The 12,987-nt window shown below is 67.5% G+C and carries 14 protein-coding genes; 11 read left to right on the top strand and 3 right to left on the bottom strand.

What is annotated here, in order from left to right:
- Positions 1-54 precede the first annotated feature (54 nt).
- From nirD to B0E49_RS06370, 8 genes are all read left to right on the top strand, one after another.
- Positions 55-441: a nitrite reductase small subunit NirD gene (gene nirD / locus B0E49_RS06405; RefSeq protein ID WP_077561353.1), complete on the top strand. Its 387-nt coding sequence runs from the start codon at positions 55-57 to the stop codon at positions 439-441.
- Positions 438-3,242 (top strand): nitrate reductase, encoded by a 2,805-nt coding sequence (locus tag B0E49_RS06400; protein ID WP_077561351.1) that lies wholly within the window; start codon positions 438-440, stop codon positions 3,240-3,242. Before nirD ends, B0E49_RS06400 begins: the two co-directional genes overlap by 4 nt.
- A 73-nt stretch (positions 3,243-3,315) precedes the next feature.
- Positions 3,316-4,221: a DNA-binding protein YbiB gene (ybiB, locus tag B0E49_RS06395; RefSeq protein WP_077561349.1), complete on the top strand. Its 906-nt coding sequence runs from the start codon at positions 3,316-3,318 to the stop codon at positions 4,219-4,221.
- Entirely contained in the window at positions 4,218-5,042 is an 825-nt protein-coding gene (cobA, locus tag B0E49_RS06390; protein ID WP_077561348.1) for a uroporphyrinogen-III C-methyltransferase, read from the top strand. The genes ybiB and cobA overlap by 4 nt, the downstream gene beginning before the upstream one ends.
- Before the next feature lie 278 nt (positions 5,043-5,320).
- Positions 5,321-5,653, top strand: a complete 333-nt coding sequence (locus tag B0E49_RS06385) for a hypothetical protein (protein ID WP_144264468.1) — start codon at positions 5,321-5,323, stop codon at positions 5,651-5,653.
- Positions 5,654-5,737: 84 nt separating this feature from the next.
- Complete coding sequence (locus tag B0E49_RS06380; RefSeq protein WP_077561344.1) at positions 5,738-6,937, top strand: BaiN/RdsA family NAD(P)/FAD-dependent oxidoreductase; 1,200 nt, start codon at positions 5,738-5,740, stop codon at positions 6,935-6,937.
- A 130-nt stretch (positions 6,938-7,067) separates the two neighbouring features.
- Positions 7,068-7,280 (top strand): 30S ribosomal protein S21, encoded by a 213-nt coding sequence (gene rpsU, locus B0E49_RS06375; protein WP_077561342.1) that lies wholly within the window; start codon positions 7,068-7,070, stop codon positions 7,278-7,280.
- A gap of 121 nt (positions 7,281-7,401) precedes the next feature.
- Positions 7,402-7,848, top strand: coding sequence for a GatB/YqeY domain-containing protein (locus B0E49_RS06370; protein WP_077561341.1), 447 nt, complete (start codon positions 7,402-7,404; stop codon positions 7,846-7,848).
- Between the two features lie 6 nt (positions 7,849-7,854).
- Here the strand turns inward: B0E49_RS06370 and pmbA are convergent, their stop codons facing one another.
- Positions 7,855-9,255 carry a metalloprotease PmbA gene (pmbA, locus tag B0E49_RS06365; RefSeq protein WP_077561340.1) on the bottom strand — a complete coding sequence of 467 codons (1,401 nt, stop codon included), beginning with the start codon at positions 9,253-9,255 and terminating at the stop codon, positions 7,855-7,857.
- Positions 9,256-9,319: 64 nt separating this feature from the next.
- Between pmbA and yjgA the strand changes: the two genes are divergently transcribed.
- Together yjgA and mog are read left to right on the top strand one after the other, a co-directional pair.
- On the top strand, positions 9,320-9,955 hold the full coding sequence (gene yjgA, locus B0E49_RS06360) for a ribosome biogenesis factor YjgA (RefSeq protein WP_077561338.1): 636 nt from the start codon (positions 9,320-9,322) through the stop codon (positions 9,953-9,955).
- On the top strand, positions 9,952-10,560 hold the full coding sequence (gene mog, locus B0E49_RS06355) for a molybdopterin adenylyltransferase (RefSeq protein WP_077561336.1): 609 nt from the start codon (positions 9,952-9,954) through the stop codon (positions 10,558-10,560). Before yjgA ends, mog begins: the two co-directional genes overlap by 4 nt.
- Positions 10,561-10,598: 38 nt before the next feature.
- Here the strand turns inward: mog and cysE are convergent, their stop codons facing one another.
- Together cysE and B0E49_RS06345 are read right to left on the bottom strand one after the other, a co-directional pair.
- Positions 10,599-11,372: a serine O-acetyltransferase gene (cysE, locus tag B0E49_RS06350; protein ID WP_077561334.1), complete on the bottom strand. Its 774-nt coding sequence runs from the start codon at positions 11,370-11,372 to the stop codon at positions 10,599-10,601.
- A gap of 9 nt (positions 11,373-11,381) precedes the next feature.
- Positions 11,382-12,215: an RNA methyltransferase gene (locus B0E49_RS06345; protein ID WP_077561332.1), complete on the bottom strand. Its 834-nt coding sequence runs from the start codon at positions 12,213-12,215 to the stop codon at positions 11,382-11,384.
- A gap of 139 nt (positions 12,216-12,354) precedes the next feature.
- On the opposite strand from B0E49_RS06345, the gene B0E49_RS06340 reads away from it, so the two are divergent.
- Entirely contained in the window at positions 12,355-12,918 is a 564-nt protein-coding gene (locus B0E49_RS06340) for an acyloxyacyl hydrolase (RefSeq protein ID WP_144264467.1), read from the top strand.
- Positions 12,919-12,987 lie beyond the last annotated feature (69 nt).

The following is a 12,987-nucleotide window of genomic DNA, read 5'->3' as shown; positions in this document are numbered from 1 at the left end:
AATCGCTGCCAGCCCTTGTCCACAGGGCACATTCGGCTACAAAATGAATAGCACATGAACGACTGGAAAGCCATTTGCCGCGTTGAAGACATCCCCGTGCTGGGCGCGCGCCGGGTGGCGCGCCCCAAGGGCGTCGCCGTCGCCGTGTTCCGCAACGACCAGGACCAGGTGTTCGCGCTGCTCGACCGCTGTCCGCACCGGGGCGGCCCGCTGTCGCAGGGCATCGTGTTCGGCACCAGCGTGGCCTGCCCCCTGCACAACCGCGTCATCGGCCTGGACGACGGCTGCGCCAAGGCCCCCGACGAGGGCTGCACGCCGCGCTTTGCCGTCAGGGTCGAGGCCGGCACCGTGTACCTGGATGCCGCTGAACTTGCCAGCCATGCCACCGACCTGCCCAAACCCGTTGCCGGACCGGCTTTGAAGGCAGCCGCCACCGCATGACGCATGAAACGCGTTCGACCTGCCCCTACTGCGGTGTAGGCTGCGGCGTGATCATCGAGTCGCAGGGCGACCAGGTCACGGGCGTGCGCGGCGACCCGGAGCATCCGGCCAACTTCGGCCGGCTGTGCAGCAAGGGCGCCACGCTGCACCTGACGGCCAGCGCGGCCGTGACCCGGCAAACCCGGTTGCTTACCCCGATGCAGCGCCTGCGCCGGCATGAAGCGCCCGTGCCGCTGGCGTGGAACGCCGCCCTTGACCTGGCCAGCCAGACCTTCGCGCGCGTCATCCGCGAGCACGGCCCCGATGCCGTGGGCTTCTACCTCTCGGGCCAGTTGCTGACCGAGGACTACTACGTCTTCAACAAGCTGGCCAAGGGCCTGATCGGCACCAACAACGTGGACACCAACTCGCGCCTGTGCATGAGCAGCGCGGTGGCGGGCTACAAGCAGACGCTCGGGATGGATGCGCCGCCCGCCTGCTACGACGACGTAAACCACGCGCAGTGCCTCTTCATCGTCGGCAGCAACGCGGCCTGGGCGCACCCGATCCTGTTCCGCCGCATCGAGGACGCGAAGGCCGCCAACCCGGCCTTGAAAATCATCGTGGCCGACCCGCGCCGCACCGACACCGCAGCGATCGCCGACCTGCATCTGCCGCTGCAGCCCGGCACCGACGTGATGCTGTTCAACGGCATGCTGCACATCATGCTGTGGGAAGGCTGGTTGGACACCGCCTGGATCGCGGCCCACACCAGCGGCTTCGACGCGCTCAAGGCCACGCTGCGCGACTGCACGCCGGCCCTCGTGGCGCAGGTCTGCGGCATCACCAGGGAAGACCTGTATGCCGCGGCGCAGCTGTTCGCCGGCGCCCCGGCGGGCGATGCGGGGCGTCGCGCACCCACGCTCAGCCTGTACTGCCAGGGCCTGAACCAGTCGAGCAGCGGCACCGCCAAGAACACCGCGCTGATCAACCTGCACCTGGCCACCGGCCAGATCGGCCGACCCGGCGCGGGCCCGTTCTCGCTGACCGGCCAGCCCAACGCCATGGGCGGGCGCGAGGTCGGCGGCATGGCCAACCTGCTGTCGGCGCACCGCGACCTGGCGAATCCGCAGCACCGCGCCGAGGTGGCCGCGCTGTGGGGTGTGTCCTCGGTGCCTGACAAGCCCGGCAAGACCGCCGTGGAAATGTTCCAGGCCGCGGCCGACGGCGAAATCCGCGCGCTGTGGATTGCCTGCACCAACCCGGCGCAGTCCATGCCCGACCAGGCCACCGTGCGCCGCGCGCTGGAACGCTGCGAGTTCGTGGTGGTGCAGGAAGCCTTTGCCACCACCGCCACCTGCGATTACGCCGACCTGCTGCTGCCCGCCACGACCTGGGGCGAGAAGGAAGGCACGGTCACCAACAGCGAGCGGCGCATCAGCCGGGTGCGCGCCGCCGTGCCCGCGCCGGGCGAAATGCGCCACGACTGGGCCATTGCGATGCAGTTTGCAAAGCGCCTGGAGCAGTTGCTCCCCGTCCGCGCCGACAAGAGCCTGTTCCCCTACGACACGCCCGAAGCCATCTGGAACGAACACCGCGAATCCACGCGCGGCCGCGATCTCGACATCACGGGCCTGAGCTACGCCCGGCTCGACGACCAGGGTCCGCAACAGTGGCCGCTGCCGGAAGGCGAGACGGTCGGCCAGGCGCGCCTGTACGAAGACGGCGTCTTCCCCACGCCCGACGGCCGGGCCCGCTTCGCCGACACCGTTTACCGGCCCGTGGCCGAGCCGCGCGAGTCGCGCTACCCGTTCAGCCTGTCCACCGGGCGCCTGCGCGACCAGTGGCACGGCATGAGCCGCACCGGCACGCTGGGCCGGCTGTTCGGCCACGTGGCCGAGCCGGCCGTGCAGCTGCACCCGCAGGACATGGCGCGCCGCGGCCTCAAGGAAGGCGACCTGGTCCACGTCACCAGCAAGCGCGGCTCCATCGTGCTGCCGGTGCAGGGTGCCAGCGAACTGGGCCTGTCCCAGGCCTTCATCGCCATGCACTGGGGCGACGAGTTTCTCAGCGGCGTCAGCAGCATGGGGGTGCGGCTGGCCGGCGTGAATGCGCTGACCACCTCGGCCTTTTGCCCGAGCTCGAAGCAGCCCGAACTCAAGCACGCGGCGGTGAAAATCCTCAAGGCCGAGTTGCCATGGTCGCTGCTCGGCGTGGCCTGGCTGCCGGATGAGCGGGCGCTGGCGGCGCGCGAGGAGCTCAAGCGCCTGATGGCGCTGTTTCCGTTTGCCAGCTGCGTGCCCTTTGGCCGCGAGCGCACCGGCCTGCTGTTTCGCGCGGCCAGTTACGAAGCGGCGCCCATTGAGGTCATTGCGGCCATCGAGCGCCTGCTGGGCCTGGGCGGCACCGACGTGCTGCGCTACGCCGACAAGAAAAAGGGCCAGCGCCGCGCGGCCCGGCTCGCGCGCATGGGCGATCAGGCCCGGCTCACGGGCTTTGTGCTGGCCGGCGACATCAGCGCCGAGAGCTGGATCAGGACCCTGCTGCAGGACGAGCTGCCGGCGCAGGCGTACGGCCGCCTGCTGCTGGTGCCCGGCGCCAAGGCGCCGGTCGCGGTGCAATCGCGCGGCCAACAGGTGTGCACCTGCCTGAACGTGACGGACACGGCCATCCGCGCCCATCTGGCGGACGTGCAGGGCCCGGAGGACAGCCGCCTGGCCTCGCTGCAGGCCAGGCTGCAATGTGGCACGCAGTGCGGTTCCTGCGTGCCGGAACTGCGCAAAATCATCCGGGCGACCGCACCTTTGAAACAGGCCGCCTGAGACCGGCGCGCCAGGCGCGCGGCAAATATCAGCTCATAACCCAAAGTCATCAGGCATCAAAGACAATCGGGGTATGGCAATCAGTCAGTACCTCAAGGAAATCGGCCGCGGCCGGAGCAGCGCGCGCGCGCTGGGGCGCGAGCAGGCCGCCGATTTGTTTGGCCAGGTGCTCGACGGCGCGGTGACCGACCTGGAAGTGGGCGGCTTCTGCCTGGCCATGCGCATCAAGGGCGAGACGCCCACCGAGATGGCGGGTTTTCTCGACGCGGCCCATGCACGCCTGCACAAACTGCCGGCGACGGACAAGCCCATGGTGGTGCTGCCCAGCTACAACGGCGCGCGCAAACTGCCGCTGCTGACGCCGCTGCTGGCGCTGCTGCTGGCGCGCGAAGGGCTGCCGGTGCTGGTGCATGGCACGGCCACCGAAAACACCCGGGTCTATACGTCAGAAGTGCTGGAAGCCCTTGACATACGGGCACAGACCGCTATCAAACCCGTAGCACCCGGCGAAGTGGCCTTTGTCCCCACCCAGCTACTGAGCGCCGGCTTGCAGCGCCTGCTCGACGTGCGCCGCGCGGTCGGCCTGCGCAACCCGGCGCACAGCCTGGTCAAACTGATGAACCCCTGCGCCGGCCCCAGCCTGGTCGTGGGCAGCTATACCCATCCCGAATACGCCGTCTCGATGGCGGCGGTGTTCGAGCTGGTGCAGGCCAATGCCCTGCTGCTGCGCGGCACCGAGGGCGAGGGCGTCGCCGACCCGCGCCGCATGCCGCAGATGACGGGCTTCGTGGCCGGCCGGCGCGTGGCGCTGGAGGAGGCCCAGAGCGGCCCCTTGACCGCGCTGCCCAATCTGCCCAAGGCGATCGATGCCGCCAGCACCGCTGCCTATATCCGGGCCGTCATGACGGGCAAGCAGGCGGTGCCCGCGCCGATCGCCCGGCAGGTGGAACATATCTTGCGTCTGGTCTCCCCACCATGAATTCACTCAAAAATAGCGCCGGCGGCACGGGACAAGTCACGCTGGTGGGCGCCGGCCCCGGCGACCCGGAACTGCTCACGCTCAAGGCCGTGAAAGCCATCGCGGCCGCCACTGTGCTGCTGGTGGACGACCTGGTCGGCGACGGCATCGTGGCCTATGCGTCGCCCCAGGCGCGCATCGTGTTTGTCGGCAAGCGCGGCGGCTGCAAGTCCACACCGCAGGCCTTCATTGAAAAGCTCATGATCATGGCCGCGCGCGAGGGCGAAACCGTGGTCCGGCTCAAGGGCGGCGACCCGTTCATCTTCGGGCGCGGCGGCGAGGAGGTGGAGCACCTGCAGGTCGCCGGCATCCAGGTGGAGGTGGTCAACGGCATCACCGCTGGCCTCGCCGCCGTCACCTCGCTGGGCGTGCCGCTGACGCACCGCGAACATGCGCACGGCGTGGTGTTCATCACCGGTCACGCCCCCGTGGGGGGCGCGGGCGACGGCGCCGACTGGCGCGCCCTGGCCGCCACCGCACACAGCGCGAAGCTGACGCTGGTGATCTACATGGGCGTGCGCGGCGCGCAGCGCATCCAGCAGGACCTGCTGAGCGGGCTGCCCGCCGCTACGCCGGTGGCCGTGATCCAGAACGCCAGCCTGCCAACCCAGCGCCACATCAGCACCACGCTGGGCGAGCTGTCGGCCGCGATCGAGCGCGAACACATGGCCAGTCCCTCGGTGATCGTGGTGGGCGACGTGACGCGCGCCATTGCCGCGATGCCGCAGGCGCACGCCGGCGACGTTGTACCGCGGCCCTCGCGACGGCCCCGGGCCGCCTGACCGGCGCACGTTGTCGGGTGCTTTTTCGGGCGTTGCTCGTCGTTACTTGTATTGATGTGAACTATTGCCAAAGGCGCCCGGACGGGCCGGCGTTGCCTTGAATTTGGGAAAACGGCGAGCTAGAAATCGCCATGGCACGCCGCGCAACCAGCCCATGCGCAGTGCGTAACGCCACCCACAGGAGTTACTACGTTGTCGGCCACGCCGCGCGGCCGTGGTCGCGAAAAGGCGGTCCACCGAACCAGATTTTGCTGACTTTTGCCTGAAGGAGAAACTTCATGCACACCCGGAAAAAAGCAAGACGTGGCGGGCACACCGTGTCCGGCCACAAACGCACCCTCTCCGTTGAATGGCCACTGATGCTGTGGCTGGGCGTCGTCGCGCTCGCGCTCGGCCTGTTCGCGCTGACACCGGCCATCGATAACGAAATCGACCGGCCTGCGCCCGCGGGATTGACCCACAGCCAAGGGTCCGGCGGCGGCAGCGGCATTCTCACCGCCTCGTACCCATCGGCGCAGGCGCAGCGGGACATCCCCGTAGCGAACTGCGGCGGCCTGCCAACCGGATCGGGGGCCCCTTCTGCAGCGTCTCGCACGAACATGGCCCACTGATCGCACCCGCGTGCGCTATATTTCGTCGCCCTTGCCAAAGTCCGGCAAGCGTTAAGGGGCTGTTTGACTCATTCATTTGACACCATGATCGTCGGCGCGGGTGCCGCCGGCCTGTTCTGCGCCGGCATAGCGGGGCAGCTCGGGCTCCGGGTGCTGCTGCTCGACCATAGCGAGAAGGTAGCCGAGAAGATCCGCATCTCGGGCGGCGGGCGCGCCAACTTCACGAACCGCGACGTGACGCCGGCCAACTTCTCAGGCGAGAACCCGCATTTTTGCCGCTCGGCCCTGGCGCGCTACACGCCGCGCGACTTCACCGCGCTGATGGAGCGCTACCGCATCCCGTTCCACGAGAAGCACAAGGGCCAGCTGTTTTGCGACCGCTCGGCCGAAGACCTGATCCAGATGCTGCTGGCCGAGTGCGCGGCCGGCGGCGTGCAGCGCTGGCAGCCTTGCGCCATCAAAAGCATCCGCAGCCCAGGTGTGGCGGGCGCCGCCAGCTATGAACTCGATAGCGACCGGGGCATCATTGCGGCCCGTTCCATCGTGGTGGCCACGGGTGGACTGTCCATCCCGAAAATCGGCGCGAGCGATTTTGCCTACCGCGTGGCGCGCCAGTTCGGCCTGCGCGTGGTGCAGCCGCGCCCTGCCCTGGTGCCTTTGACTTTTGATGGCGCCGGCTGGGCGCCCTATGCGCAACTCGCCGGGCTGTCGCTGCCGGTGCAGATTTCGACCGGCGGCAAGAAGGCCCAGACCACCTTCCTCGAAGACCTGCTGTTCACGCACCGTGGCCTGTCCGGTCCGGCAGTACTGCAAATTTCCAGCTACTGGGCGGCGGGTGCCCCGATCCGGCTCAACCTGGCGCCCGGGCACGACGTGGCGCACGCTCTGGCGCGCGCCAAGGCCAGCTCGCACAAGCTCATCGCCAACGAGCTGGCCGCCCTGGTGCCGTCGCGCCTGGCCGAGGCCTGGGTGCAGCAGGACAGCCGCTGGCAGCGCCCCGTCGTTGAGGCCCCGGACAAGGCATTGATGCTGCTGGCCGAACGTCTCGCGCGCTGGGAACTCACGCCCACCGGCACCGAAGGCTACAAGAAGGCCGAGGTCACGGCGGGCGGCGTGGACACCCGCGACCTGTCGTCGCAGACGATGGAGTCGAGGCAGCCGGGCCTGTATTTCATTGGCGAGGCGGTCGATGTGACGGGCTGGCTCGGCGGTTACAACTTTCAATGGGCCTGGGCCAGCGCTTTTGCCTGCGCGCAGGCACTTGCAAACGGAAAAACACTATAATCGCAGGCTTTGCTGGCAAACCCCCGTCGGCCTGATCCACATTGAGACGGGGAACACCGCTGGACACGCACCCCAGGGCCTGATCTTCCCTGAAGTAGCGTTTCGGCAAATTTTTGGAAACCATTACCTAATGACCGCCATCCGTCTGAAAGAAAACGAGCCGTTCGACGTGGCCCTGCGCCGCTTCAAGCGCACCATCGAAAAACTCGGCCTGCTGACCGAACTGCGCGCACGCGAGTTCTACGAGAAGCCCACCGCCGAGCGCAAGCGCAAGAAGGCCGCCGCGGTCAAGCGCAACTACAAGCGCATCCGCTCGATGCAGTTGCCCAAGAAGCTGTACTGATTCGACTTCCCGCCTGATTGCCCGCGCGGCAATCGACCAGAAGAAAGACAAGCTCGCCCGGGGACGCTCTGGCGGGCTTTTGCTTTTGGGCCGCACAAACACCTTTTTCCCGGAGAACACGATGTCACTCAAGGACCAGATCACCGAAGACATGAAGACTGCCATGCGCGCCAGGGACAGCGAGCGCCTGGGCACCATCCGCCTGCTGCTGGCCGCCATCAAGCAAAAAGAGGTGGACGAGCGCGTGGTGGTCGACGACGTGGCCGTGATCGCGATCGTGGACAAGCTCATCAAGCAGCGCAAGGATTCGATTGCCGCCTACACCCAGGCCGGCCGCATGGATCTGGCCGACAAGGAAGCGTCCGAGGCAACCGTGCTGCAGGCCTATCTGCCCGCGCGCCTGAGCCTGGATGAGGTGGCGGCTGAGGTGAAAGCGATCGTCGCCGGGCTCGGCGCCAAGGGTCCGGGCGATATGGGCAAGGTGATGGGCGCCGCCAAAGCGAAACTGGCCGGCAAGGCCGACATGGGCCAGGTCAGCGCCGCCGTGAAGGCCGCGCTGGCGGGCTGACCCGGCTCAGCTGCCCGCCACCTTCATCCGGTTCACCAATACCGAGCCCACGGTCTTGGCGCCGTGGTTGTAGGCATCGGCACCGACCGCCTCGATGCCCATCAGCATGTCCCTGAGGTTGCCGGCAATGGTGATCTCCTCCACCGGGTAGGCAATGCGCCCCTTTTCCACCCAGAAGCCGCTGGCGCCGCGCGAGTAGTCGCCCGTCACGTAGTTCACGCCCTGGCCCATGAGCTCGATCACGAACAGGCCGGTGCCGAGTTTTTGCAGCATGGCGTCCAGGTCGTCCTGCGGGCGCGTCAGGCGCGACGTCAGGGTCAGGTTGTGCGAGCCGCCGGCGTTGCCGGTGGTTTTCATGCCCAGCTTGCGCGCCGAATAGGTGCTCAGGAAATAGCCTTCGAGACGCCCCGCATCGACCACCTTGCGCGCCCGGACCCGCACGCCCTCGTCGTCGAACGGCGAACTGCCCTTGCCGCGCGGCACGAACGGATCTTCCAGAACGTCGATGTGCTTTGGCAACACCGGCTTGCCCAGCGAGTCCAGCAAAAACGTGCTCTTGCGGTACAGCGCGCCGCCGCTGACCGCCTGCACCAGGCCGCCCAGCAGTCCCGCTGCCAGCGGCGACTCGAACAGCACGGGGCACTCGGTGGTGGCGATCTTGCGCGACTTCAGGCGGCTCAGCGCCCGCTCGGCGGCATAGCGGCCGACTGCCTCGGGCGACGCCAGCTCGGCGGCAGCGCGCATCGAGCTGTACCAGGCGTCGCGCTGCATGTCCTGCTTTTTGCCGGGCGACGAGGCAATCGGCGCGACCGACAGGCTGTGGCGCGAGCTGGCATAGCCGCCGCGGAAACCGTGCGTGTGGGCGCTGAAAAAATGCGACTGCTGCGCCGACACGCTCGCGCCCTCGCTGTTGGTGATGCGCCGGTCCGTCTGCAGCGCGGCGGCTTCACATTGCATCGCCAGTGCGGCGGCCTGCTCGCTGGTGATGGCCCAGGGGTGGAACAGGTCCAGATCCGGCTGCACCGTGGCGATGTCCTCTACGTCCGGCAGCCCGGCCATCGGATCTTCGGCCGTGAAGCGCGCAATGTCATAGGCCGCCTGCACGGTCTGCTCGATCGCCGCTCTGGAGAAATCGGAAGTGCTGGCATTGCCGCGGCGATTGCCGACATAGACCGTTACGCCCAGCGACTTGTCTCGGTTGCGCTCCACGTTCTCCAGCTCGCCCTTGCGCACCGACACGCTCAGGCCGCAGCCCTCGGACGCCTCCGCGCCGGCATCGGTGGCGCCCAGCTTTTTGGCGTGCGCCAGGGCGCTGTCCACCAGGTCTTCGAAAAACGGGCGGCTGTAACTGAAGCCGCTGTCGATGCGCGCGGGGCTGGCGCTGGCAGCTTGGGATGGTTTTTTCATATCGACAGCTATGATACTTGCCGCAGTGGCCCCGGGGGCCGCCGCCCTTCCTGATCACCCTACCATGTCACGCAAACCCACCAAAGGCTACTTCGTCCACGGCAAATTCGTTGCCGAGGGCAGCGAGCTCGACCTCGAACTCAAGCGCGAGCTCAAGGGCACCGACGCGCAGAGCAAGACCGATCTCAAACGCGAGAGCACCGAGCTGCAAAAACTCGGCGAAGACCTGCTGACCTTGCGCGCGGAGCTGTTAGAGCGGCTGGACCTGTCGGAGAAACTGGCTGATGCGGTGCAGGAGGCCAAGCGCATCAGCAACTTCGAGGGCAAGCGGCGCCAGATGCAGTTCATCGGCAAGCTGATGCGGCAGTTAGCCCCCGAGACGCTGGTCGCGATCCGCGCCGCGCTCGAGGAGCAGCACAGCGGCTCGGCCCAGGAAACGCTCCATTTGCACCTGGCCGAACAATGGCGCGACGCGCTGATTGCCAATGAGGACGCGCTGGGCCGCTGGCTCGCCGACTTTGCGCAAACCGACACCCAGCAGTTGCGCGCGCTGATCCGCCAGGCGCGCAAGGACGCCAGGCCGGGCAAGCCCGGCGAGGCGCCGCGCCATGGCCGCGCCTATCGCGACATCTTCCAGCTGGTGCGGGAGCAGCTCGCCAACAAGGAGGCCGGCGCCGCGCCGGCAGCACAGACACCATGAACACGCCACAAGCCACTTCGCTCGACGCCGTCAAGATCGGCATCGTCTCGGTCAGCGACCGCGCCTCCAGCGGGGTCTACGAAGACAAGGGCCTGCCCGCACTCAAGGAGTGGCTGGCGCGCGCGCTGAAGAACTCCGTGCAATTCGAGGCCCGGCTGATCCCCGACGAACAGGCCGCCATCAGCGCCGCGCTGATCGAACTGGTGGATGCCGGCTGCGCGCTGGTGCTGACCACCGGCGGCACCGGTCCGGCCCCGCGCGACGTCACGCCCGAGGCCACGCTGGCGGTGGCGCACAAACTGATGCCCGGCTTTGGCGAGCAGATGCGCCAGATCAGCCTGCACTTCGTGCCCACCGCCATCCTGTCGCGCCAATGCGCCGTGGTACGCGACCGAAGCCTGATCATCAACCTGCCGGGCCAGCCCAAATCGATCCAGGAAACGCTGGAAGGACTGAAGAGCGCCACGGGCGAATCCATCGTGCCGGGGATTTTTGCGGCCGTGCCGTACTGCGTGGACCTGATTGGCGGCCCGTACCTGGAAACAAACAACGAAGTGTGCAAGGCCTTCCGGCCCAAGAGCGCGGTGCGCCCCGCGCGGCCATAACCGGGATTCGGCCCGCAGCCGCAACCGCGCCGGGCGGCCTACTTGCCGACCAGCTGGTTCAGCTTCTCGGCCTCGAAGGCTTCGCTGCGCGTCGCATCGACCGGCACGCAATCGCGGGTCGGCCGGGCGCTGGAGAGCGTCTCGACGGCCTGCCACAACAGCGCGATCTGGTGCTCGTGCGAGGAGGCGTTCTCGATCAGCCCCTTCATGGCCTGGCTCAGCGGGTCGTCTTCCTGCGTGATGCCGTAGGCCGAGAACTTGCGCTCCGGGGCCGCCACATCGGCGCTCTCGCCCGCCTTGGACAAAATGATGCGCGCCGGAATGCCCACGGCCGTGGCGCCCGCCGGCACCGGCTTGATCACCACCGCGTTGCTGCCGATCTTGGCGCCGTCGCCCACCACGAAGCCGCCCAGCACCTTGGCGCCCGCGCTCACCACCACGTCGCGCCCCAGCGTCGGATGGCGCTTCACGCCCTTGTAGAGCGAGGTGCCGCCGAGCGTGACGCCCTGGTAGATGGTGCAGCCATCGCCGATCTCGGCGGTCTCGCCGATCACCACGCCCATGGCGTGGTCGAAGAACACGCGCTCGCCGATTTTGGCGCCGGGGTGGATTTCAATGCCGGTCAGCCCACGCGCGATGTGCGACAGAAAACGCCCCAGCCATTTGAAACCATGCTCCCAGCACCAGTGCGCGCGGCGGTGAAACACCAGCGCGTGCAGCCCCGGATAGCAGGTCAGCACCTCCCAGGTGCTGCGCGCGGCCGGGTCGCGGTCAAGAATGCATTGAATGTCGGAACGTAGGCGCGAAAACATCCGTGGAGTCTAGCGTTTCGCCGGTATTTCTGCCGGCTGCGGCGCCTCAGCAGCCGCGTCAGTGCTGGCTTTGGCGCGCGCCGCCACCTGCGCCACCGCCTTGGCGATGCCGCGCAGGATATGGATTTCCTCCACGGTGATGTGCGCACGATTCACGAGCTGGTTGAGCCGCGGCACGAGTTTTTTGGGCGCTTCGGGGTCCAGGAAATCGATATCGACGAGCGTGCGCTCCCAATGCTCCAGCATGCCGCCGACCTGCCGGGCATCGGCATACACCGGCGCCGCGGCCCGGTCCTGCACCGCAAAGCCGCCCAGCGCAAGCCGCCATTCGTAGGCAATGACCTGGATCGCCGCGCCGAGGTTCAGTGAGCCGAACGACGGGTTGGTCGGAATGCTCAGGCAGGCGTGGCAGCGGTACACGTCCTCGTTGCGCATGCCAAAGCGCTCGGAGCCGAAGAGGAACGCCACGCCCTGCTCCGGATTCACGGTCTTATCAAGCTGTAGCCCTTGCACGGTCTTCACACTACGCTCTTCTTTTGATAGCATCTCGAAATGCTCGCGCGGCGCCACCGTGGGCGGCCCGAAGTCGCGCGGCGTCATCGCGGTGGCGCACAGATGCGTCATGCCGTCCAAAGCCTCGTCCAGCGTGGCCACGATGCGCGCGCTCTTCAGCACGTCGAGCGCCCCGCTGGCGCGCTGGATGGTCTCCTCGCGGCGCAGCACATTGGCCCAGCGCGGCGCGACCAGCACCAGGTCGTCGAAGCCCATCACCTTCATGGCGCGGGCCGCAGCCCCCACGTTGCCGGCGTGGCTGGTATTGATCAGAATGAAACGGGTCTTCATGGACGCCGAAGAAATAGCATCAGGACAAGTCGAATAACCACAGGATCTGCCATTGTCGCCGCACGGACCGCGAGCAGCGCGCCTTGAATGATTGCAGAATCATCGAGCGCCACCAGGAAAAAACATTGGGAAGGTCACCATGGGTCGTCTTGCCGTCTTCAGGTTTCTCATGCTCGGCGCCGCGCTGATGCTGGCGACGGGCGCGCGCGCGCAGGTCACGCCCGCACCGTCTGCCGTCCCACCAGATCGCGGCGGCATCATGGTGCAACTGGCCGGGAGTACCGATGCGCTGCGCACCACGCTGGGCTGGGAAACGCCGGTGCTATGGACCCATCGGTCGGCGGACGGCCCCGGCCGGGTCGAGCTGACCGGCGAGTTCGGCGTGTCGTACTGGGATGCCAGGCAGGGGCGCCAGCCTGCCAGCCTGTGGCAACTCAGCGCCATTCCGATGCTGCGCTGGTGGCCCGATGGCGGGCGCTTCTTCGTCGAAGGCGGGATCGGCCCCACGCTGGTCAGCCGCACTCAATTTGCCGACAAGGCCATCAGCACGGCGTTCCAGTTCGGCGACCACCTGGGTGTGGGCTACCAGTTCACGCCCGCCGTGCGTGCCAGCCTGCGCGTCTCGCATTTTTCCAACGCCGACATCAAGCAGCCCAACCCCGGATTCACCTTGCTGCAATTGAGCCTGACCTGCCTGTACTGAAGCGCGGCGCGCCGACAGGTAAAATCACCCCATTGCCGCTGCCCGCATCGCCGGGCAGATTTGTTTTGC

This window comes from Polaromonas sp. C04 (assembly GCF_002002705.1).
Taxonomy (GTDB): Bacteria; Pseudomonadota; Gammaproteobacteria; order Burkholderiales; family Burkholderiaceae_C; genus Rhodoferax_A.
Note: the sequence above shows the minus strand (reverse complement) of the source record. Positions and strands in the feature narration are given on the sequence as shown.